Genomic DNA, 21,608 nt, shown 5'->3' with positions numbered 1-21,608 from the left:
ACTGTGGACGCCGGCAAGGCCGGCGTCCACAGGTGCGAGCAGCCTCAGCGGCGGCGGAACAGCGGCAATGGCTGGTCGGTCGCGGCCTGGTAGGTCACCGAAAAATCTTTCAGGCTTTCCAGTGCTTCGACCGGGTCCTTGTCGGCGCGGAGGGCGAACGCATCGAAACCGCAACGGGCCAGGTAGAACAGCTGGTCACGCAACACGTCACCGATTGCCCGCAGCTCGCCGCTGAACTTGTAGCGGTCACGCAGCAGGCGCGCGTTGGAGTAGTTGCGCCCGTCGGTGAAGGCCGGGAAGTTCAGCGCGATCACCTGGAAGTGCGCGACGTCTTCACCGATTTCCTCGGCTTCCTCGTCGCTGTCCAGCCACACTCCCAGGCCGCCATCGCGGGCCTTGAGGGCATGGGCGTGTTCGCGCCACAGCTGCAGCGGCACGATGTAGTCGTCGCAGTTGGTCAACTCGTCCAGGGTCACGTCCTTGGGCAGCAGGTGCCAGGTTTCGTCGACGATCTGGTTGTTCTTAATGATTCGCTGCATAGACGCGCTCCTTGAAGGGGTCGATGCCAATACGTTGGTAGGTGTCGATGAAGCGCTCGTCTTCGGTACGTTGTTCCACGTACACGTCGATCAGCTTCTCGATCACATCCGGCATGGCCTCCTGGGCGAACGACGGGCCGAGGATCTTGCCCAGGCTGGCGTCGCGGCTGGCGCTGCCACCGAGGGACACCTGGTAGAACTCTTCGCCTTTCTTGTCCACCCCCAGGATGCCGATGTGGCCGACGTGGTGGTGACCACAGGCGTTCATGCAGCCGGAAATGTTCAGGTCCAGTTCGCCGATGTCGAACAGGTAGTCGAGGTCGTCGAAGCGCCGCTGGATCGACTCGGCAATCGGGATTGACTTGGCGTTGGCCAGCGAGCAGAAGTCACCGCCTGGGCAGCAGATGATGTCGGTCAGCAGGCCGATGTTCGGGGTGGCGAAGCCGCCCTCGCGCAGCTCCAGCCAGAGGGCGTGCAGTTTGCGCTGCTCGACGTCGGCCAGGATGATGTTCTGCTCGTGCGAGGTGCGCAACTGACCGAAGCTGTAACGCTCGGCCAGGTCGGCCACGGCGTCGAGCTGCTTGTCGGTGAGATCGCCTGGGGCAACGCCTGTCGGCTTGAGCGACAGGGTCACGGCGACGTAGCCCGGCTTCTTGTGCGCCAGGGTGTTGCGCGAGCGCCAGCGGGCGAAGCCAGGGTGCTCGGCATCCAGCTTTGCCAGCTCGCTGTCGAGGTTGTCCAGCGCCAGGTAGTCGGGGTCGACGAAGTGCTTGGCGACACGATGCACTTCGGCATCGGTCAGGGTGGTGCTGCCGCCACGCAGGTGGGCCATTTCGGCCTCGACCTTCTCGGCAAACACTTCCGGCGTCAGTGCCTTGACCAGGATCTTGATCCGCGCCTTGTACTTGTTGTCGCGGCGCCCGTAACGGTTGTACACACGCAGGATCGCATCGAGATAGCTGAGCAGGTCCTGCCACGGCAGGAACTCGTTGATGAAGGCGCCGACCACCGGGGTACGGCCCAGGCCGCCACCTACCAGTACGCGGAAGCCCAGCTCGCCGGCAGCGTTGTGCACCGGCTCCAGGCCGATGTCGTGCACTTCGATGGCCGCACGGTCGCTGTTCGCACCGTTGATGGCGATCTTGAATTTGCGCGGCAGGTAGGCGAATTCCGGGTGGAAGGTGGTCCACTGGCGGACGATTTCACACCAGGGGCGCGGGTCGATCAGTTCATCGGCGGCGACCCCGGCAAACTGGTCGGTGGTCACGTTGCGCAGGCAGTTGCCGCTGGTCTGGATGGCGTGCATCTGCACGGTTGCCAGTTCGGCGAGAATCTCCGGGATGTCTTCCAGCGCCGGCCAGTTGTACTGCACGTTCTGCCGGGTGCTGATGTGCGCATAACCCTTGTCGTAGTCGCGAGCGATCTTCGCCAGCATCCGGGTCTGGCGCGAGGTCAGCTGGCCGTACGGCACGGCGACCCGCAACATTGGGGCAAAACGTTGAATATAGAGGCCATTTTGCAGGCGCAATGGGCGGAACTCTTCTTCGCTCAGCTCGCCTGCCAGGTAGCGTCGGGTCTGATCACGGAACTGCTTGACGCGGTCCTCGATGATCCGCTGATCGTATTCGTCGTATACGTACATAGGGGTCCTGTTCTCAAGCTGCTTGCAGCTAATCGCGCGCACGGCCGCGCACTCCGGAGCGGAGCCGAGGCAAGATAGCAGTTTGCGTTTATGCGCAAAAGTGATGTTTTTGCATATGAAAAGAACTGTTTGGACTAAGTGAGATTGGCTTTCGTTTGGCTGTTCTGGCGCGACTACTGTTTATAATCGGCCGTTTGAATTCGTGGAGCGAACCCGCATGCTCAAGGCCTTGAGCCGCACCGTCTGTCTGAGCCTGTTGCTGGTGGCCCAGGCGCAGGCCGCGTCGGTGGTGTTCCTCAATCCCGGATACGCCGACGAGACCTTCTGGGTCAGCTATTCGCGCTTCATGCAGAGCGCCGCCAGTGCGCTGGGGATGCCGCTGACCATCCATTACAGTGAGCGCGAGCCGAGCCTGGCGCTTAGCCAGGCGCGCGAAGTGCTGGAAGGGCCAAAGCGTCCGGACTACCTGATTCTGGTCAACGAGCAGTACATCGCCCCAGAGATCATCCGCCTGTCGCGTGGCAGTGGCGTCAAGCTGTTCCTGGTGAATAACGGCCTGACTGACGATCAGGCGCAGATGATCGACAGCAACCCCGACCGCTATCCACCGTTGCTCGGCACCCTGATCGGCAACGACGAGCAGGCCGGCTACCAGACCCTGACGACGCTGATCGAGCAGTTGCCGGCCGACGTACTGGCCCAGGGCGTCGAGCTGTTGGCGTTTTCCGGGCTGAAAAGCACCCCGGTGTCGCAACTGCGCGAGCAGGGCATGCGCCGGGCGTTGGCCGAGCACCCGCAGGTGCAGCTGCGCCAGGTGGTGTACGGCGGCTGGGGCCGTCAGCGCGCCTACGAGCAGGCGCAGTTGCTCGCCGAGCGCTACCCGCAGACGCGGCTGGTGTGGTCGGCCAACGACGAGATGGCCTTTGGTGCCATGCAGGCGTTCGAAGAGCGCGGCCGGCGGCCTGGTCACGAGGTGCTCTACAGCGCCGTGAACAGCTCGCCGGCGGCCTTGCAGGCGCGTATCGACGGGCGTTTGAGTGTGCTGATGGGCGGGCATTTCTCCCTCGGCGGCTGGGCCATGGTGCTGCTGCACGACGATGCCCTCGGCTTGCCGCTCGACCGCGACGGCCAGCGTGCGCATCAGGTGCCGGTGTTGCAGTTGATCGACGCCGAACGGGCACGGCGTTGGCTGCAGCGGGAAAGAAAGCATGACTACGGTGTGGACTTCAAACGGTTCAGCGCCGAGGGAAAAGCACCGAACTTCCGTTATCCGTTTCTCCAGGGAGCCATCGACTATTAACCGACGAACTGCCCAAAGCCCCTGCTTGAGCAAAGGGCATTGCTGAACTTAACTGCTACGGGTGACATGCATTCCCATAACCACTACAAGAGGCGATGCAATGGGAAATCCAACCAAAGCGGGTAAGACTGACAGCAGTGTCGATGCCTGGGCGATACTCTGTCTGATCATCCTGGTGGTCGTGACGGCCGTGTACTGGGTCAGCCATCAGTGACATCACGCGATGGATAAAAAACACACCGCCCGCAGAATGGAACCTGCGGGCGGTTTGCGTTTCAGCGCGCGGTGAGGTGCATGGCCAGTTGCACCAGGCCGATCAGCGCGAGAATGAACAGCAGGGTGAAGAGGCTGCCCAAGGCGATGAAATGGCTGGCCTTGCCATGGTTGAAGTCGCGGGCACGGTTCTTCCCGGTTTGCACGCCAAAGGCAGCGGCAAGAATGCTTTGCAGCATTTGCCAGAAAGTCGGCGGTTTGCCTTGAGTGGGGTCGTCCATGAGGGGCTCCTTGGCTAGGGCTCGTCCATCAGTGTAGACCCCATCGCGGGTCGGGGGGCACAGCTGGTATTTTTGTCAGTTGTGCCGATTCCCGGGGCAAAGGATATTACGCCGGTTCGTTCTGCTCATTGCCGCAGGTGTGCCATGCGATCAACGACCCGCTATGTCTACGATGCACTCGATACCCTGACCCGCTGCGCCGACGCGCAGCGCTTCTACCAGCATGGTCAGCTGACCACGGAGCTTGCCGGGGGCCGCGCGCACTCGCTGCTGCGATACGGGCAGGCTGTGCTGGCCCAACACAGCACGCCGAATCCGAGCGTCAGCTCGATCATGCTGTGCGACATGCAAGGAACGCTGCTCGGGAGCGTGGCGTCTGGTCTGAACCTGGCCTACAGCGCTTTTGGCGATCGCCCGGTCAGCGCTGGCGCAGGCCTGCTGATCGGTTTCAATGGGGAGCGCATCGATCCGGTTACCGGTCGTTACCCGTTGGGCAATGGCAACCGAGAGTACAACCCGTCATTGAGGCGCTGTCACAGCCCCGATCCGATGAGCCCGTTCGGCCGCGGAGGTCTCAATACCTATGCGTATTGCCTGGGCGACCCGGTCAATCGCAGCGATCCGTCCGGTAATTTTTCACTGTTTCGGGCCGTGGGCAAGGTGTTCTCCGCGTTCAAGAAAAAGCCCGTGAAAATTGAAGACATGCGTGTTTTGAAGAACGTCGAGCTCAAAAACCTCGCTACGGAAGTGAAGACGAGCCAGCGACATATGAATAATGGCAATCTGGAAATCGAGATCATCAGTGACCACTCGGAGCTGGATGATATCCTGGAGACCTCCCCGGAGTTTCACCACAAGTGGGTCATGACTAAGCAAAAGGAACTGGTAGTCGGGAGTTATGACCCGGAATGGGCAGAGCCGACACACGCGAGTATTGCGGCCCTTGCCACCGAAGAGCTGGGCGCCGACAGCCGGGTGGTGGCTGCCGGGATGCTCAGCAAAGTTGGCAACAAGACCGTCATGACAAACTACTCGGGCCACTACCTGCCAACCCCTTCGACCTTGCGCAGTGTCAAATATGAACTGCGTGCGCGCAGTTTCGACATCCGGGCCAAACCGATGCGCTCGTACAATCACTGGCAGAACTGAGCGCAGCAACTGCCCCTGAGGGTTGGGTAGTTGCCGTACTCGGGGGGACGGCGCCGCCGGTTAGTTGTCGTAACCCAGGTTCGGCGCCAACCAGCGCTCGCTCACCGCCAGGTCCTGGCCTTTACGCCCGGTGTAGCTGAGCACCTGATCCTTGTCGACCTTGCCCACCGCGAAGTACTGCGCCTGCGGATGGGCGAAGTACCAGCCGCTGACCGCGGCTGCCGGGAACATCGCAAAGTGCTCGGTGAGCATCACCCCGCTTGGCCCTTGCTCGCCGATGACAGTGCCGTCGAGCAGTTGGAACAACGTGCCTTTCTCGGTGTGGTCCGGGCACGCCGGGTAGCCCGGGGCAGGGCGGATGCCGGCGTACTGCTCCTTGATCAGCGCCTCGTTGTCCAGGTGCTCATCCTTGGCGTAACCCCAATAGTCCTTGCGTACCTGCTGGTGCAGCCACTCGGCACAGGCTTCGGCCAGACGGTCGGCCAGGGCCTTGACCATAATCGAACTGTAATCGTCGCCGGCGTCCTGGTAGGCCTTGGCCACTTCCTCGGCGCCGATCCCGGCGGTGGTGATGAAGCCGCCGACATAGTCGGTGACGCCGCTGTCCTTCGGCGCGACGAAGTCGGCCAGGGAGAAGTTCGGCTTGTTGTCTGGCTTGATCGTCTGCTGGCGCAGGTGGTGCAGGCGCGCCAGTGGCTGGCCGTCGTCGCCGTACACTTCGATGTCGTCATGCGCCACCTGGTTGGCCGGCCAGAAACCGAACACCGCGCGGGCGCTGATCAGCTTCTCGTCGATCAGCTTGGCGAGCATTTCCTGGGCATCCTGGAACAGCGCGGTGGCCGCTTCACCGACCACCTCGTCGGTGAGGATGCGCGGGTACTTGCCGGCCAGGTCCCAGGAAATGAAGAACGGCGTCCAGTCGATGTACTCGGCCAGCACCTTCAGGTCGATGTTCTCCAGCACCTTGACGCCGGTGAAGCTCGGCACCACCGGCTGGTAGCTGGCCCAGTCGTACTGCGGCTTGGCGGCAATGGCCTGGGCATAGCTCAGGCGCTCGGTGCGAGCGCTGCGGTTGGCGGTGCGCTCGCGCACCTCGATGTAGTCCAGGCGGGTCTTCTCGACGAATGCCGGCTTCAGTTCCTTGGACAGCAGTTGGGTAGCCACGCCGACCGCCCGCGAGGCGTCGGTGACGTAGATCACCGCATCGTTGCTGTACTTGGGCTCGATCTTCACCGCCGTGTGCGCCTTGGAGGTGGTGGCGCCGCCGATCATCAGCGGCAGGTGGAAGTCCTGGCGCTGCATTTCGCGGGCGACATGCACCATCTCGTCGAGCGACGGGGTAATCAGCCCGGACAGGCCGATGATGTCGCACTTCTCTTCGCGCGCCACCTGGAGGATCTTTTCCGCCGGCACCATCACACCGAGGTCGACGATGTCGTAGCCGTTACAGCCGAGCACCACGCCGACGATGTTCTTGCCGATATCGTGCACGTCGCCTTTCACCGTGGCCATGAGGATCTTGCCCTTGGCTTGCGGCTTGTCGCCTTTCTCCGCTTCGATGAACGGGATCAGGTGGGCGACCGCCTGCTTCATTACCCGTGCCGATTTCACCACCTGCGGGAGGAACATCTTGCCCGCGCCGAACAGGTCGCCGACCACGTTCATGCCGCTCATCAGCGGGCCCTCGATCACCTCGATCGGCCGCGCGCATTGCTGCCGGCACAGCTCGGTGTCTTCGACGATGAAGGCCGTGATGCCCTTGACCAGCGCGTGCTCCAGGCGCTTGTCGACTGGCAGCGAACGCCATTCCTCGTTTTCCACTTCCTTGGTGGCGCCGCCGCCCTTGTAGTCGTCGGCAATCGCCAGCAGGGCGTCGGTGCCTTCCGGGGTGCGGTTGAGCACCACGTCTTCGACCCGCTCGCGCAGCGCCGGCGGGATCTCGTCGTAGATCTCCAGTTGGCCGGCGTTGACGATACCCATGGTCAGGCCGTTCTGGATCGCGTGGTAGAGGAACACCGAGTGGATCGCCTCGCGCACCGGGTTGTTGCCCCGGAACGAGAACGACACGTTCGACACCCCACCCGACGACAGTGCGTGGGGCAGGTGGTCGCGGATATAGGCGCAGGCTTCGATGAAGTCGACGGCGTAGTTGTTGTGCTCTTCGATGCCGGTGGCCACGGCGAAGATGTTCGGGTCGAAGATGATGTCTTCGGCCGGGAAGCCGACTTCGTTGACCAGAATGTCGTAGCTGCGCTGACAGATCTCGCGCTTGCGCGCGGCAGTGTCGGCCTGGCCAACTTCGTCGAAGGCCATCACCACCACGGCAGCACCGTAACGCTTGCACAGCTTGGCGTGATGCTTGAAGGCCTCGACGCCTTCCTTCATCGAGATCGAGTTGACGATGCCCTTGCCCTGGATGCACTTGAGGCCGGCTTCGATCACTTCCCATTTCGACGAGTCGATCATGATCGGCACGCGAGAGATGTCCGGCTCACCGGCAATCAGGTTGAGGAACTTGACCATGGCCGCCTGGGAATCGAGCATCCCTTCGTCCATGTTGATGTCGATCACCTGGGCACCGGCCTCGACCTGTTGCAGGGCGACTTCCAGCGCTTCGGTGTAGTTCTCTTCGCGGATCAGCCGGGCGAACTTGGCCGAGCCGGTGATGTTGGTGCGCTCGCCGACGTTGACGAACAGCGAGTTGCGATCGATGGTGAACGGTTCCAGGCCCGACAGCCGACAGGCTTTGGGGATGTCCGGGATGGCACGCGGCGGGTATTTGGCCACGGCCTCGGCGATGGCCTGGATGTGCCCGGGAGTGGTCCCGCAGCAGCCGCCGATGATGTTGAGGAAACCGCTGGCGGCGAACTCTTCGACCACCACGGCCATCTCGGCCGGGGTTTCGTCGTACTCGCCGAAGGCGTTCGGCAGGCCGGCGTTGGGGTGCGCGGACACGTGGGTGCCGGCCTTGGTCGAGAGTTCTTCCAGGTACGGCCGCAGGTCCTTGGCCCCGAGCGCGCAGTTCAGGCCCACCGAAATCGGGTTGGCGTGGCGTACCGAGTTCCAGAAGGCTTCGGTGGTCTGCCCGGACAAGGTCCGCCCGGAGGCGTCGGTGATGGTCCCGGAAATCATGATCGGCAGTTCCAGGCCGTCCTCCTCGAACACCTGCTGCACGGCAAAGATCGCGGCCTTGGCGTTGAGGGTGTCGAAGATGGTCTCGATCAGGATCAGGTCGGCGCCGCCCTCGATCAGGCCACGGGTGGCCTCGATGTAGTTGCTGACCAGTTCGTCGAAGGTGACGTTGCGGTAGCCGGGGTCGTTGACGTCGGGGGAAATCGAGCAGGTGCGGCTGGTAGGGCCGAGCACGCCGGCGACGAAGCGCGGGCGGTCCGGGGTTTCCAGGGTCTTGGCATCGGCCACGCGACGCGCCACCCGCGCGCCTTCGACGTTCATCTCGTAGGCCAGCGCCTGCATGCCGTAGTCGGCCTGGGAAATCTGCGTGGCGTTGAAGGTGTTGGTTTCGAGGATGTCGGCGCCGGCATCCAGGTAGGCTTTCTCGATGGCCGCGATCACATCCGGGCGCGAGAGCAGCAGCAGGTCGTTGTTACCCTTGACGTCGCTTGGCCAATCGGCAAAGCGCGTGCCACGATAGTCGTGTTCCTCGAGGCGGTAGCTTTGGATCATAGTGCCCATGCCGCCATCGAGGATCAGAATGCGCTCTTTGAGTGCTTGCTGAAGGGCTTGGAAACGAGCGCTGCGGTCAGACATAGGACTACCTGGTCGGGCAATTACAAAAGTTGCGGGATAATAACAAAGTTGCGCGGTTTTAGACGTGCCGCAGGTTTACATGAATTTCATTCATGTTGGTGCGTCGGAGCCACCGGTAGAATCGTGAAGCTAAATAGAACCAGGACATACTGCACATGGTGCATCGTTTACTTGCCGGCGCCTTCGCCCTGCTCGTCAGTGGCGCGGCGTTAGCGCAAGCCCCCCAACCCACCCCGGCGATTTCCTACACCCGGGACATTCAACCGATCTTCACCGAGAAGTGCGTCGCCTGCCACGCTTGTAACGACGCCGCGTGCCAGCTCAACCTGGGCAGTGCCGAGGGGGCCGCGCGCGGCGCCTCGAAAGTGCCGGTGTACCAGGGCGACCGCAGCACGGCGGTGGCGCCGACGCGGCTGTTCTACGATGCCCACAGCGTCGAGGCCTGGCAGCGCAAGGGCTTCTATTCGGTGCTGGACAACCAGGGCAGCCAGGCCGCGCTGATGGCGCGGATGCTCGAACTGGGTCACCGCACGCCGCTGACGCCCAATGCCAAGCTGCCGGAAGAAATCGTTCTGGGCCTGAACCGCAACAATCTGTGCCCGGCGCCGGACGAGTTCGATGCCTATGCCGGCGCGCACCCGAAAGAGGGTATGCCGCTGGCGGTGACCGGCCTGACCGACGCCCAGTACCAGACCCTGCGCCGCTGGCTGGCGGCTGGTGCGCCGGTGGAGCACAACCCGATCCAGGCCAGCGCGAAGGAAGCGACGCAGATCGTCGAGTGGGAAGAGCTGCTCAACCGTCCGGGCTCCAGCGAAGCGCTGGTCGGCCGCTGGCTCTACGAACACCTGTTCCTCGCCCACGTGCATTTCGTCGGCGGCGAGCCGGGGCACTTCTTCCAGTGGGTGCGCTCGCGCACGCCGAGCGGGCAGCCGATCGACCTGATCGCCACGCGCCGGCCGAACGATCCGCCGGGCACCGACTTCTATTATCGGCTGATGCCCGTGCAGGGTGTGATCGTGCATAAAACCCACATCACCTACCCGCTGGGGCCAAACAAGCTCAAGCGGGTCAAGCAGCTGTTCTACAGCGGCGATTGGCATGCCACCGCGCTGCCTGGCTATGGCCCGCGCCACCGCGCCAACCCGTTCGAAACCTTCGAAGCGATTCCGGCGGTGGCCCGCTACCAGTTCATGCTGGACAACGCCGAGTACTTCGTCCGCACCTTCATCCGTGGCCCGGTGTGCCGTGGCCAGATCGCTACCGACGTGATCCGCGACAACTTCTGGGCGATGTTCCAGGAGCCGGCCCACGACCGCTACCTGACCGACGCCGAGTACCGCGGCAAGGCCACGCCACTGCTGGCGATGCCTGGGCAGATCGACGACGTTGGCAGCGTCCTGACCCTCTGGCACTCGTACCGCGACAAGCGCAACGAGTACGAGGCGTTACGCCGCGACGCCTATGCCGAGTTGCCGCCGCCGAGCTGGTCGACGCTGTGGGCTGGCAACGACAACGCCTTGCTGAGCATCTTCCGCCACTTCGACAGTGCCTCGGTGACCAAGGGCCTGATCGGCGATGTGCCGCTGACCCTGTGGCTGTTCGACTACCCGCTGCTGGAGCGCACCTATTACCAGCTGGCGGTCAACTTCGATGTCTATGGCAACGTCTCCCACCAGGCGCAGACGCGGCTGTACTTCGACCTGATCCGTAACGGCGCCGAGGTCAATTTCCTGCGCCTGATGCCGGCCGACAAGCGCGGCGCGATCCTTAGCGACTGGTACCAGAACAGCGGCAAGGTGAAGATGTGGATGGACTACGAGGACATCGACAACGACACCCCGAGCGCGCTCAAGCTTGACCCGCGCAACCCGCGTCGCGACTTCGGCCTCAAGCTGATCCAGCGTACCGGCAGCCTCAATGCCGCGCCCGACCCGATCAACCGTTGCAGCGGCGCCTATTGCTCGCGGCCGCAAATGAGCGAGGAGTTCCGTGACGTCGAACAGTCGCTCAGCCGCCTGGTGTCGCGCCCGGCGGCCGGGCTGAAGGTGATCGGCCAACTGCCGGAAGCGACCCTGCTGCGCGTCGAAGGGCAGGGTGGCCAGCGCCAGGTCTACAGCCTGCTGCGCAACCGGGCGCACAGCAATGTCGCCTTCATGCTCGGCGAGGCCTACCGCTACCAGCCGGGGCTGGACACCCTGACCCTGGCCCCTGGCGTGCTGAGCAGCTACCCGAACTTCATGTTCAACGTACCGGCCAGCGATGTACCAGAGTTTGTCGAGGACCTCGAAGCGGCCCGCGCCGACACGGCGAAGTTCGAGCGGATCGTCATGCGCTGGGGCGTGCGCCGCAGTCATCCGCAGTTCTGGCAGTACTTCCACGACCTCAGTCGCTACATCCAGGAAACCGAGCCGCTGGAGGCCGGCGTACTGGACATGAACCGCTACGAGAACCTCTAAGGTCAGCGTTCGGTGCGTTTTCCCGACATAATTACTAGGACTTTGTTCGGCGGCCAGGTTGGCGTAAACTGCCGGCAAGTCTGTGAGGAACTTCCATGAGCGCCATAACTATTACCGACGCCGCGCATGATTACCTGGCCGATCTGCTGTCCAAGCAGAACGCTCCGGGTATTGGCATTCGCATCTTTATCACCCAGCCGGGCACCCAGTACGCGGAGACGTGCATTGCCTATTGCAAGCCGGGTGAAGAAAAACCTGAAGACACCGCGCTGGGCCTGGCGAGCTTCACGGCCTACATCGACGCGGTCAGCGAGCCGTTTCTCGATGACGCCGTGGTCGACTACGCCACCGACCGCATGGGCGGCCAGCTGACGATCAAGGCGCCGAACGCCAAAGTGCCGATGGTCAACGCCGACAGCCCGATCAACGAGCGCATCAACTACTACCTGCAAACCGAGATCAACCCGGGGCTGGCCAGCCACGGCGGCCAGGTGAGCCTGATCGAAGTGGTCGAGGACGGTATTGCCGTGCTGCAGTTCGGTGGCGGCTGCCAGGGTTGCGGCCAGGCCGACGTTACCCTGCGCGAAGGCATCGAGCGGACCTTGCTTGAGCGCATTCCAGAGCTCAAGGGCGTACGCGACGTGACCGATCACTCGCAGAAAGAGAACGCTTACTACTGAAGTATTGCGGCAGCGCATCGCGGGACGAGCGCGCTCCCACAGGGATCACCTAGACCCCTGTGGGAGCGGGCTCGTCCCGCGATGCTTTTAACGGATCAACCAGTCAGGATCGACATGCCCCAACTACCCATCAAGAAACTCGCCAACGCCTTCATTCCAAGTGCATCGCCGCAACTGGACGTGGGTATCGCCGCCTACCTCACCACCAAGCTGATCGGCCGCAAGCTCGGTGGGTTGTGGGTAGGGGGGGCGGTCGAAATCTCGAAGGAGGTGGTGTCGTTCGCAGCCAACGGCCTCAACCGCGATTTCCATGAGCGGATGAACGAAGTGCACATTGCGACGGAAGATCTGGTCGCGGTCGAGTATGAATCCGGCTGGTTTACCGGGATCGTGCGGGTCAAGCACCTGGATGGCGAGTTCCGTTTCCGCTGTTATGGCGCCAAGGCGCTGGTGGCGCAGATGAACGAGTTGTTCATTGCGAAAATCGTGTGAAGACGCCTTACCGCGGAACAGGGGCCGGCGCGCAAGGGCGCCGGGAACGGGGACTCAGAAGCGGCTGGTGACGCTCACGCCAACGGTGCGCGGGTCGCCGTAGGTGATCACGTACTGGCCGGCAGTACCGTTGGGCCGGCCATGGACCTGGTAGCGGCGGTCGGTGAGGTTGTTGACGAAACCGGTGACGCTGAGTTTGTCGTCCGGGCTGAACCAGCTCAGGCGGCTGTTGACCAGGGTGTAGTGCGGCTGGTTGAGCGGGTCGTCGGCGCTGCTCTGGCGGTCGGCGAGGAAGTATTCCTTGTCGCGGAAGCTGACATCGGCGCCGGCCACCAGCTTGCCGCCGACCTCCAGCGGGATGGTGTAGTCGCCACCCAGCGAGACCACGTAGCGCGGTGAACGCACGAAACTGTTGCCGCTGTAGTCGGCCGTGACCGCGCCGGTGGTCGGGTTGGTGTTCTTGAAGTCGGTGTACTCGGTGTCGAGGAACGACAGCGCGGCGCGCAGGTGCAGGGCATCGGTCGGCTGGCCTTCGAGCTCGAACTCGGCGCCTTTCACCGTACCTTTGGCGCCGTTGGTGAGTGCGGTGGTGAGGATGCCGCTGTTGACCGTCAGCAGGTTGACCTGGATGTCCTGGTAGTCGTAGTAGAAGACGTTGGCGTTGACCGTCAGGCGGTGGTCGAACCATTCCGACTTCAGGCCCAGTTCATAGGCGTCGAGTTGTTCCGGATCGACCGTGGTCAGTTGCGCCAGGCTGGTCGACAGGCCGGTGTTGAAGCCACCGGAGCGGAAGCCATGGGCGTAGCGGAAGAACACCCGCAGGTTGTCGTTGATCCGGTATTCCGGGGTCAAGTCGTAGGTCCAGGCATCCCAGCGCTTGCTTTCGTCCTGCGCGCCGTTGCTGCCGGCGGCGCTCAGTGGAATCAGCGGGCCGTTGGCGGTGGTGCGGGTCAGTTGGGTGAGGTTGAGGTCGATGTCTTTCTTTTCCGTGGTCCAGCGCAGGCCGCCGGTCACCGTGAGGTTGTCGGTCAGGTCGTAGGCGAGGTTGCCGAACAGCGCGTAGCTGTCGGTGCGGTGGGTGTAGTTGAGGTCGCGCAAGTCGACCACCCCGCCGGTCTGGTTCGAGCCGCTGCCGTTCGGTGTCGGGCCCGGTCGCACGGTGCGCAGCGCGCTGCTGTCGAGGGTTTCGTGGAAGTAGTGGCTGCCGAGCATCCAGCGCAGGGTTTCCTGCTGTGGCGAGCTGAGGCGGAACTCCTGCGAGTACTGGTCGTAGCGGTTGTCGCTGTCCGTCGCGCCGTTGACCTCGTAGGGGGTGTAGTCGGCATCGCTGAGCGACTGGCTGCGGAGGTAGTCATAGGCGCTGATCGAGGTCAGTGTGTAGTCGCCGATGTCCCAGTTCAGGGTCAGCGAAGTGCCGTCGTGGTCGAGCGTGCTGTCCTCGTCGACGTTCAGCTGGATGCGCCGGCCTTCCGGGCGCTGGTAGCCGACGTTGTAGTAGCGGCCCAGGGGCAGCGAGCCGCTGCTGCCGTCGCCCTTGAACTGGCGGCCGTGGATCTTCCACAGGGCTTCCAGATCGGGGGTGAGCTGGGCGAGGAACTGCACGCGTACGGCCTTCTTGTTGACGTCGCCGTAGGTCTGATCGTTGCTCAGGTTGTGGGTGAAGCCGTCGCGCTCTTCGGAGTACAGCGACACCCGCGCGGCCAGGCGCTCGTCGACCAGAGCGCCGCCGATGGCGCCGTTGAGGATGCGTTCGTTCTTGCTGCCAAAGCCTATGGTGCCGTAGCCATCGGTGTCGAAGCTGGGCTTCTTGGAGATCACGTTGACGGCGCCGGCGGTGGTGTTCTTGCCGTACAGGGTGCCTTGCGGGCCACGCAGGATCTCGATGCGTTCGAGGTCGAACAGCGGGCCGCCGCCGGCGACCGGCGCATTGAGGTAGACGTCGTCGGCGTAGAGGCCGACCGGGTAGACGGTGGCCGCGCCGGTATCGCCGGTGCCCAGGCCGCGAATGTACCAGCGTGGGCGACCATCGCCGTCGGGGTTTTTCGCCGAGGCGTTGGGCACGAAGGTGGTGATGTCGCCCATCGCACGCACGCCGTCGGCGGTGAGCTGCGTGCCTTGCACGGCAGACACCGCCACCGGTACTTCCTGCAGGGTTTCCTCGCGGTGCTGGGCGGTGACGGTGACGGTCTTCAGGGCCGGCGTGGTGTCGTCGGCGCGCAGCAGATCGGTGTAGCTGGCAAGCAGCAGGCCGAGCCCGATGCTTTTGGCGAGTGGCGTGAGTTGATACATGGTGGCTCTCCCCGAGCATTGCAGATACAGGGAGAGAGCAGGGTTTGTGCCATGTTTGTAAGTTGTTGAATTATAAAGAAATTAACTGATTTTTCCGGGTTAATTGCTCGTTATTCAGCAAGGCCGTGTGGAATGGGTGTTGCTAGAGCAGCAAGGCGGATCCGGCGATAGGTTGCACAGCAGCCCCGACACACTTAGGTCGCGACGCGAGACGTCGAGCCGATCACCGCTTCCAACACCGAAAAATCGATCCAGTCGCGTACATCGAAGCGCCGCGCAATAAAATGCCAGCGGTAGAGGAAATCGGTGAAATCCTGCAACGCCTCGATCGAACGGCTGTCCAGCGTGGTCCGCAAGCGCCGGTGCGCGTCCTCGCCATACGCCGCTGCGACCCAGTACTCACTGGTGTTCAGTTCCCGCGCCAGGTATCGCCGGGTTTCATCCGGGTTGGCCCAGGCCCACTGCTCGGTGCGCAGCAGCACGTCGACGATCCGTTTGCAGGCGCCAACGTGCTGTTGCAACAGGTTGAGGTCCACGGTCAGCGTGCGCGGCGTGCCATTGTTCGAGCGGATCAGTGGGTCCGGGTGCGAGCCGGTGTCGATCACCACCTTCAAACCGAACTCATGGGCCAGCTGCAACGCCGACGCGCCCTTGAGGAAGATCGCGTCGATATCGCCCCGCAGCAACCCGATCAACTCGTTGTTGCGCCGGCTCACCCGGTTCACCCCCAGGGTCACCGCCGCACCGTGCACATGGGTCACCTGCTCGTCGCTGTGGGTGCCGCCATAGGGGTAGTCGACCAGCTCGACATCGCTGACCTGCAGGCCCTCCAGGCGCAGCGCATTTTCCAGCCCGCGCAAGGCCTGGGCGCGGGTGAAGTCGATCTGCACGTTGGCCCACTTGGGTAGACCGAAGCGGCGGTTCTTCAGGTCGCGCACGTGCTTCACGCCGCTTTCTTCGGTGGTCAGGATCAGCTGTACTTCATCCGCCCAGCTCAGCCCGAGCACACGGGTCTGCACGCCGGCCGAATAGGCCCAGATCGCCGGGATGTTACCGCCATGGCGCACCGAGTTGGTCAGGTGATGGTCGTAATGCGCTTCGCGCACTTCGCGCTCGCTGGATTCGCGCAGCGACTGGATCGAGGTCCCCAGCGGCTGGAAGGCCTCGGCCAGGCGGCCGGTCTGCACCGCAATGCCAAGCCCGGTCGGCACCGGGCTATGGGTGTACCAGAGGGTCTGCAACGGTATGCTCATGCGCGGGCTCCGCTCGTGCGCTGGCGTTCAGGGCAGGCGTGCTGGCGCACCAGCGGCAGCACTTCCTGGCCGATGCGCAGGGCTTCTTCCAGGTGCGGGTTGCCGGCCAGGATGAAGGTCGAGAAGCCGGCGTCGCGGTACTCGGCCAGGCGTTCGGCGATGTTCTCGTGGCTGCCGACCAGGCCCACGGTCGGCCCCGGTTTGGCCTTGGCGAAGCCGGCCCAGAGGTTGCGGCCGAGGATCAGGTCGTCGAAGCGCTGGATGTTCTGGTGATAGGCGCTCTGGCGTGCCCCACCGACCGAGTCGCTGGCCGTGGTGAAGGCCTTGGACACGGCGCTGGGTTTGCCTTCGAGCTTGTCGAACTGGCGGCGCAGGTCGCGCCAGGCGGCTTCTTCGGTTTCCCGCGCGAACAGGTCGACGCGCAGGCCGAAGCGTACGGTGCGGCCCTGTTTGTCGGCCAGCTCGCGGACCCGCTCGATGTGCGGCTTGAGTTGTTCGACCGGTTCGGCCCAGTTCAGGTAGACGTCGGCGTGGCGTGCGGCGACCTCCAGGGCCGGGTCGGAGAAGCCGGAGAAATACACCCCGGGTTTGCGTTCGTTGTGCAGGTGTTCGGGCAGGGCGCCGTTCTCCAGGCGATAGACCTCGCCATTGTAGGAGAAGCGTTCGTTGTTCCACAGGCCCTGGATGATATCGAGGAACTCGCCGGTACGCTGGTAGCGCTGGTCGTGGTCGAGGAAGTCGCCTTGGGCGCGCTGGCTGGCCGGGTTGCCGCCGGTGATGATGTTCCAGTCGAGGCGGCCGTGGCTCAGGTGCTGGAGGATGGCGGCTTGCTGGGCGGCATAGGCGGGCAGGGTCCAGGTGGCCTGGAAGGCGATCAGAAAGCGCAAGCGGCGGGTTTCCCGGGCCAGTGCGGCGGCGGCGATCCACGGCTCGGGGCCGGTGGGCAGCAGGGCGCCTTCGAAGCCGGCGAGTTCGGCGGCCTTGGCCACTTGGGCAATGTAGTCGATGTAGGTGAAGCCATCGGCGTCGCCGTTGGCCAGGTGGCCGGGCGCGATGTGCCCGGGGCGCTGGCTGAAACTGCCGCGGTTGTGCTTGTCGGTGCTGAGTTGCGGGCCGTCGCTGCCCAGTGGCAGACGCCAGAAGAATTCGGTGCTCATGGCTGTTCCTCGGTGGTTGTCCGAGGCCTGGTGCAACGCTCATGCCACGCCGGGAACACCCGGTTTCAGGCGCGGTAGCGGCGATGGGTGCTGCTGGAGCAGCACTGGCTCAGCAGTGGCTGCGGCGGTTGCAGCAGTGGGTTGGTGATAGGGCAGGGGGTGTTTTTCTGTCGCTGGCTTGCCCGCGATCGGCTGCGCAGCAGCCGCAAACCCTGAGTCCGCCGTACACCTGGCTCACCGTAGGGGATGGTTTTGCTGCCGCGTTGCGACAGAACGCAGGCCCGCCAGCGCCTACACGGGAGCGGGTAGCCCCTTACAGTTGCAGCTGTGCCACCGGCAGCACCTTGATCCGTGGCCCGAAGCTGCTCATATGGCGGAAGGTCACGTTGTGGTGGGCGATGATCTGTCGGGCGGTGATCGCCTCGTTGTCCATGCTGGTGTGGGCGTCGGCCAGCAGCACTACGTGGTATTTCAGCGCCAGGGCGCGGCGTACCGTGGTGTCGACGCAATACTCGCTCTGCATGCCGCAGACGATCAGGCGCTCGATGCCGCGCTGGGCCAGCTGTGCCTGCAGGTCGGTAGCGTTGAAGGCATCCGGGGTGGTCTTGCGCACGCGGATATCGCCCGGCTGCACGTCCATGCCGGTCGCCAGTTGCCAGCCGGGCGAATCGAGCAGCAGCGGCGGTTCGGGCTCGTCGTGCTGGACGAAAATCACTGGCAGGCCCTGTGCACGAGCCTGGCTGCTGACGGCATTGATGCGGGCAATAACGCCGGCGGCGTCGAACATGGCGTATTCGCCCTCGCACAGGGCTTGTTGTACGTCGATGACCAGCAGGGCGGTGCGCATAGGGAGGCTTTCCAAGGGGACGAGTGCCGATTGTGCCTAGGCTTGCTCTGGTTGGAAACAGAACCGGCCCCATCGCCGGTCAAGCCGACCGCCGCACACCTACCCAGGCCGCTCGGTGGCGTTCAGGGGCTGGTGCAGGCCTAGTCGCTGGAGTGCGCTGGCCCACTCTCAGAATCAACTGTGTCGAAGAGGAGCCAGGCGTGATTGTCACAAATAATTGGGCTCCTCGTCGCCAGGCTGGGGATAGACCTTCTTGGTCCTGATATCAATATTGAGTGATTGAATGTGCTGCTTGATGCTCTTCATGCCGGAAGCGGGCATTTCATAGTGCCCAGTCCAGTTGTTGAGTATGACGTCACCGTTCCGTTTCATTAGCCGGCCGGCACCGACAACCTGCTTACTGCTACCCAGTACCTGAGAGGCCACTGCCGCAATGCTCGCATGGGTAGGCTCTATCATGCTGGCGGCGTAACTACCCACTACCAGCTCTCGGCGTCTTGTCATGATCCATTTGTGCGCATTTAGCGAGGGGTTATTCAGGATTTCATGCAGGGACGCATTGTCCTGGATTTTCCGGAATGCTATGTGACCACTTTTGTAGTACTGCTGGGTCTGGGCCACCTCCGCAAGATGATACTCGGGCCTCAAGTTCTTCAGCGTGCGCATTTTCTCGATGGGTTTGGGCTTTTTGGATAACAGCTTGGCTAAGGCACGAAACAGTGAAAAGTTCCCCGAGGGGTCACTGCGATTTATCGGGTCGCCCAGGCAGTAGGCGTATGCGTTGAGTCCCCCCAGGTCGAACGGGCTCCGCGGGTCGGGCCGGTGAAAGCGCATCAAGCCTGGGCTGTATTCCCGGTTACCATTGCCCAACTGGTAGTGGCCGGTAAAGGGATCTATGCGCTCGCCGTTGAAACCGACGATAACGCTTGTGGTCGGGTGTGCCCGGCTATCGCCGAAGGCGGTGTATGCCCGCGCCGAGTCTGGCGCCGTTGTAGCCAGCACCGAACGTTGCATATCGCTCGCTGCTAGTGCGCTGGCGCTGGTTGCTCCGGTACGGCGCTGGGCGAGCAGCACCGGGCCGTGTTGAAACAGCGAATGCGATGAGTTGCCTTGGCGCTCCGTTACCAATCGGCCATCTTGGTAGAAGCGCTGAGCGCCTGGCCACGGGGGGCGCAGGTTGCCGGTGCGCCAGGACGATATCCGGCTGGACCCGGCCGTAGCCTTCGTCGATCTGCCCGAGCCGTTGCCGCGACAGGCCGTTGAGTGTCTGGTTCTGGGGCATGTAGAACCGTGGCTTGTCCACTTGCAAAGACGCAGATCCGTCCTGGGAAAGGGCCATGAGGTCCCGTAAAACGGCAGGCAGCGCACTGAAACTCCGTGCGTTTCGCCAAAGCTTGAGTACAATCATCGGCTTTTGTCCGGGGCAGGGACGCGGCCCTTCCAAGCGGTTGTGGAATTCTCATGTTGATCGGTAGTTACTCACCTTCGCTGGTACTGATTTCGCTGTGCGTGGCCATCCTGGCGTCGTACACCGCACTTGACCTGACCGGGCGCATTGCCACGGCCAAAGGCCGCGCCGTACCGCTGTGGATGGCCGGTGGTGCGCTGGCCATGGGCGTTGGCATCTGGTCGATGCACTTCATTGGCATGCTGGCGTTCAGCCTGCCGATTCAGCTCGGTTACGACCTGACCCTGACCGCACTGTCGCTGCTGATTGCGGTGCTGTCGTCGGGCTTTGCGCTGTGGCTGGTGAGCCAGCCGAGCCTGCCGCGACGGCTGCTGATTCTCGGCGCGTTCATCATGGGCGCGGGCATCAGTTGCATGCATTACGTCGGCATGGCGGCCATGCAGATGCAGCCGGGTATCGACTACGACCCATGGTTGTTCGGCCTGTCGCTGGCGATTGCGGTGGGCGCTTCGATGGCGGCCCTGTGGATCGCCTTCCGCCTGCGCCGGCACACACCCTACGTGCGGCAGATTCGCGGTGGCGCGGCCGTCATCATGGGCCTGGCGATTGTCGGCATGCACTACACCGGCATGGCCGCAGCGAACTTCCCCGACGGCAGTTTCTGTGGCGCGCTGACGACCGGGCTCAGTGGCAATGGCCTGGACTACCTGGTGCTGATCACCACCATCGCCGTGCTGGCGGTGGCCTTGCTGACCTCGGTGCTCGACGCCCGGCTCGAAGCGCGCACCGCCGAACTTGCGCAGTCACTGACCCGTGCCAACCAGGAACTGACCCAACTGGCCCTGCACGACCCCCTGACCGGCCTGCCGAACCGCATGCTGCTGGCCGACCGCATCGAGCAAGCGATCAGCAAGGTCGGCGAGCAGGGCGGCTACTTTGCGCTGATGTTCATCGATCTGGATGGCTTCAAACCGGTCAACGATGCCTTTGGCCATCACATGGGCGACCAGTTGCTCAAGGAAGTTGCCCTGCGCCTGCGCGGCCACCTGCACAGCCAGGACACTCTGGCGCGGATCGGTGGTGACGAGTTCGTCCTGCTGGTCGAGTTGCAGGAGCCCGACGATGCCCTGGGCGTCGCCGCCAAGCAGGTCAACCTGGTGTCGCGGGCGTTCCGCGTGGCCGAGCAGAACCTGCAGATTTCCGCCAGTATCGGCATCGTCCTCTACCCGGGCAACGGTGCCGACCAGCTTGAACTGCTGCGCAACGCCGACGCGGCGATGTACCACGCCAAGAGTGCCGGCAAGAACGGCTACAGCTTCTTCGACGCCTCGATGAACAGCAACGCCCGGCTGCAACTGCAACTGCTGCAGGACCTGCGTGCCGCGCTGGAGCACGAACAGTTCTGCCTGTATTACCAGCCAAAGTTCGACGCCGTCGGTCGCCATCCGATTGGCGCCGAGGCCTTGCTGCGCTGGGAACACCCGAGCATGGGCCTATTGCTGCCCGACCGCTTCATCGTGCTGGCCGAGAAAACCGGGCTGATCATCCCGATTGGCGAATGGGTGCTGGACGAAGCCTGTCGGCAGATGCGCGTGTGGATCGACCAGGGGCATAGAGATTGGCGTATCGCGGTGAACCTGTCGGCGCTGCAGTTCTGTCATGTCGGCCTGGTCGACAGCGTCGCTGCGGCGCTGGCGCGACACCGCCTGCCGGCCAACAGCCTGACTCTGGAAATCACCGAAACCACTGCCATGAGTGACGCTGACGCCAGCCTTGAGGTGCTCCAGCGCCTGTCGGAAATGGGGGTGGACCTGTCCATCGACGATTTCGGCACCGGCTATTCCAGCCTGATGTACCTCAAGCGCCTGCCGGCCAACGAGCTGAAGATCGACCGCGGCTTTGTGCGCGATCTGGAACAGGACAGTGACGACGCCGCGATTGTCTCGGCCATCGTCGCCCTGGGGCAGGCGCTGGGCCTGCGGATTGTTGCCGAAGGGGTGGAAACCGACCGTCAGCAGGACTTCCTCACCCGCCTCGGGTGCGACTCGCTGCAAGGTTATCTGTTGGGGCAGCCGATGCCGGCCGAGCGCTTCATCGCCGCGCTTGCCCAGGAAAAGTTGGATAAGGCCTGAAC

At 63.4% G+C, this 21,608-nt stretch carries 15 protein-coding genes; 6 read left to right on the top strand and 9 right to left on the bottom strand.

What is annotated here, in order from left to right:
- Nucleotides 1-44 precede the first annotated feature (44 nt).
- On the bottom strand, nucleotides 45-539 hold the full coding sequence (locus DCO48_RS08185) for a DUF934 domain-containing protein (protein WP_116550095.1): 495 nt from the start codon (nucleotides 537-539) through the stop codon (nucleotides 45-47).
- A complete protein-coding gene (locus tag DCO48_RS08180) occupies nucleotides 523-2,181 on the bottom strand; it encodes a nitrite/sulfite reductase (protein ID WP_116550094.1) in 1,659 nt (552 codons plus the stop codon). Before DCO48_RS08180 ends, DCO48_RS08185 begins: the two co-directional genes overlap by 17 nt.
- Nucleotides 2,182-2,398: 217 nt before the next feature.
- On the opposite strand from DCO48_RS08180, the gene DCO48_RS08175 reads away from it, so the two are divergent.
- A complete protein-coding gene (locus tag DCO48_RS08175; RefSeq protein ID WP_116550093.1) occupies nucleotides 2,399-3,481 on the top strand; it encodes an ABC transporter substrate-binding protein in 1,083 nt (360 codons plus the stop codon).
- A gap of 275 nt (nucleotides 3,482-3,756) precedes the next feature.
- Here the strand turns inward: DCO48_RS08175 and DCO48_RS08170 are convergent, their stop codons facing one another.
- Nucleotides 3,757-3,975, bottom strand: a complete 219-nt coding sequence (locus DCO48_RS08170) for a DUF2970 domain-containing protein (protein ID WP_116550092.1) — start codon at nucleotides 3,973-3,975, stop codon at nucleotides 3,757-3,759.
- Nucleotides 3,976-4,119: 144 nt separating this feature from the next.
- On the opposite strand from DCO48_RS08170, the gene DCO48_RS08165 reads away from it, so the two are divergent.
- Nucleotides 4,120-5,124, top strand: coding sequence for an RHS repeat-associated core domain-containing protein (locus tag DCO48_RS08165; protein WP_116550091.1), 1,005 nt, complete (start codon nucleotides 4,120-4,122; stop codon nucleotides 5,122-5,124).
- A gap of 60 nt (nucleotides 5,125-5,184) precedes the next feature.
- On the opposite strand, the gene metH is transcribed toward DCO48_RS08165, so the two are convergent.
- Complete coding sequence (gene metH, locus DCO48_RS08160; protein ID WP_116550090.1) at nucleotides 5,185-8,892, bottom strand: methionine synthase; 3,708 nt, start codon at nucleotides 8,890-8,892, stop codon at nucleotides 5,185-5,187.
- 155 nt (nucleotides 8,893-9,047) lie between these two features.
- Here metH and DCO48_RS08155 point away from each other — a divergent pair, with 155 nt between their 5' ends.
- From DCO48_RS08155 to DCO48_RS08145, 3 genes are all read left to right on the top strand, one after another.
- Nucleotides 9,048-11,348 carry a fatty acid cis/trans isomerase gene (locus tag DCO48_RS08155; RefSeq protein WP_116550089.1) on the top strand — a complete coding sequence of 767 codons (2,301 nt, stop codon included), beginning with the start codon at nucleotides 9,048-9,050 and terminating at the stop codon, nucleotides 11,346-11,348.
- A gap of 95 nt (nucleotides 11,349-11,443) precedes the next feature.
- Nucleotides 11,444-12,028 carry a Fe-S biogenesis protein NfuA gene (nfuA, locus tag DCO48_RS08150; protein WP_116550088.1) on the top strand — a complete coding sequence of 195 codons (585 nt, stop codon included), beginning with the start codon at nucleotides 11,444-11,446 and terminating at the stop codon, nucleotides 12,026-12,028.
- Between the two features lie 114 nt (nucleotides 12,029-12,142).
- Nucleotides 12,143-12,520, top strand: coding sequence for a hypothetical protein (locus DCO48_RS08145; protein ID WP_116550087.1), 378 nt, complete (start codon nucleotides 12,143-12,145; stop codon nucleotides 12,518-12,520).
- Nucleotides 12,521-12,574: 54 nt separating this feature from the next.
- Here the strand turns inward: DCO48_RS08145 and DCO48_RS08140 are convergent, their stop codons facing one another.
- The 5 genes from DCO48_RS08140 to DCO48_RS08120 form a co-directional block, all read right to left on the bottom strand.
- Nucleotides 12,575-14,809, bottom strand: a complete 2,235-nt coding sequence (locus DCO48_RS08140) for a TonB-dependent receptor (RefSeq protein ID WP_116550086.1) — start codon at nucleotides 14,807-14,809, stop codon at nucleotides 12,575-12,577.
- Nucleotides 14,810-15,003: 194 nt separating this feature from the next.
- Nucleotides 15,004-16,062: an ABC transporter substrate-binding protein gene (locus tag DCO48_RS08135; protein ID WP_116550085.1), complete on the bottom strand. Its 1,059-nt coding sequence runs from the start codon at nucleotides 16,060-16,062 to the stop codon at nucleotides 15,004-15,006.
- Nucleotides 16,059-17,219 carry an LLM class flavin-dependent oxidoreductase gene (locus DCO48_RS08130; RefSeq protein ID WP_116550084.1) on the bottom strand — a complete coding sequence of 387 codons (1,161 nt, stop codon included), beginning with the start codon at nucleotides 17,217-17,219 and terminating at the stop codon, nucleotides 16,059-16,061. Before DCO48_RS08130 ends, DCO48_RS08135 begins: the two co-directional genes overlap by 4 nt.
- A 313-nt stretch (nucleotides 17,220-17,532) precedes the next feature.
- Nucleotides 17,533-18,066 (bottom strand): cysteine hydrolase family protein, encoded by a 534-nt coding sequence (locus tag DCO48_RS08125; protein ID WP_116550083.1) that lies wholly within the window; start codon nucleotides 18,064-18,066, stop codon nucleotides 17,533-17,535.
- Between the two features lie 207 nt (nucleotides 18,067-18,273).
- Nucleotides 18,274-19,194, bottom strand: coding sequence for an RHS repeat-associated core domain-containing protein (locus DCO48_RS08120; protein ID WP_133247602.1), 921 nt, complete (start codon nucleotides 19,192-19,194; stop codon nucleotides 18,274-18,276).
- Nucleotides 19,195-19,527: 333 nt separating this feature from the next.
- Here DCO48_RS08120 and DCO48_RS08115 point away from each other — a divergent pair, with 333 nt between their 5' ends.
- On the top strand, nucleotides 19,528-21,606 hold the full coding sequence (locus DCO48_RS08115) for a bifunctional diguanylate cyclase/phosphodiesterase (protein WP_116550081.1): 2,079 nt from the start codon (nucleotides 19,528-19,530) through the stop codon (nucleotides 21,604-21,606).
- The last annotated feature ends 2 nt before the right edge of the window (nucleotides 21,607-21,608 follow it).

The organism is Pseudomonas sp. SDI (genome assembly GCF_003105155.1).
GTDB lineage: Bacteria > Pseudomonadota > Gammaproteobacteria > Pseudomonadales > Pseudomonadaceae > Aquipseudomonas.
The sequence above is the reverse complement of the archived record's forward strand: the minus strand, read 5'-3'. Positions and strand labels throughout refer to the sequence as shown.

Excerpts from the sequence above, each read along its gene's own strand:
- DCO48_RS08140 (WP_116550086.1), bottom strand. The coding sequence starts at position 14,809 with ATGTATCAACTCACGCCACTCGCCAAAAGCATCGGGCTCGGCCTGCTG.
- nfuA (WP_116550088.1), top strand. The coding sequence starts at position 11,444 with ATGAGCGCCATAACTATTACCGACGCCGCGCATGATTACCTGGCCGAT.
- DCO48_RS08185 (WP_116550095.1), bottom strand. The coding sequence starts at position 539 with ATGCAGCGAATCATTAAGAACAACCAGATCGTCGACGAAACCTGGCAC.
- DCO48_RS08145 (WP_116550087.1), top strand. The coding sequence starts at position 12,143 with ATGCCCCAACTACCCATCAAGAAACTCGCCAACGCCTTCATTCCAAGT.
- DCO48_RS08115 (WP_116550081.1), top strand. The coding sequence starts at position 19,528 with ATGTTGATCGGTAGTTACTCACCTTCGCTGGTACTGATTTCGCTGTGC.
- DCO48_RS08175 (WP_116550093.1), top strand. The coding sequence starts at position 2,399 with ATGCTCAAGGCCTTGAGCCGCACCGTCTGTCTGAGCCTGTTGCTGGTG.
- metH (WP_116550090.1), bottom strand. The coding sequence starts at position 8,892 with ATGTCTGACCGCAGCGCTCGTTTCCAAGCCCTTCAGCAAGCACTCAAA.
- DCO48_RS08165 (WP_116550091.1), top strand. The coding sequence starts at position 4,120 with ATGCGATCAACGACCCGCTATGTCTACGATGCACTCGATACCCTGACC.
- DCO48_RS08170 (WP_116550092.1), bottom strand. The coding sequence starts at position 3,975 with ATGGACGACCCCACTCAAGGCAAACCGCCGACTTTCTGGCAAATGCTG.
- DCO48_RS08125 (WP_116550083.1), bottom strand. The coding sequence starts at position 18,066 with ATGCGCACCGCCCTGCTGGTCATCGACGTACAACAAGCCCTGTGCGAG.
- DCO48_RS08155 (WP_116550089.1), top strand. The coding sequence starts at position 9,048 with ATGGTGCATCGTTTACTTGCCGGCGCCTTCGCCCTGCTCGTCAGTGGC.
- DCO48_RS08180 (WP_116550094.1), bottom strand. The coding sequence starts at position 2,181 with ATGTACGTATACGACGAATACGATCAGCGGATCATCGAGGACCGCGTC.
- DCO48_RS08130 (WP_116550084.1), bottom strand. The coding sequence starts at position 17,219 with ATGAGCACCGAATTCTTCTGGCGTCTGCCACTGGGCAGCGACGGCCCG.
- DCO48_RS08135 (WP_116550085.1), bottom strand. The coding sequence starts at position 16,062 with ATGAGCATACCGTTGCAGACCCTCTGGTACACCCATAGCCCGGTGCCG.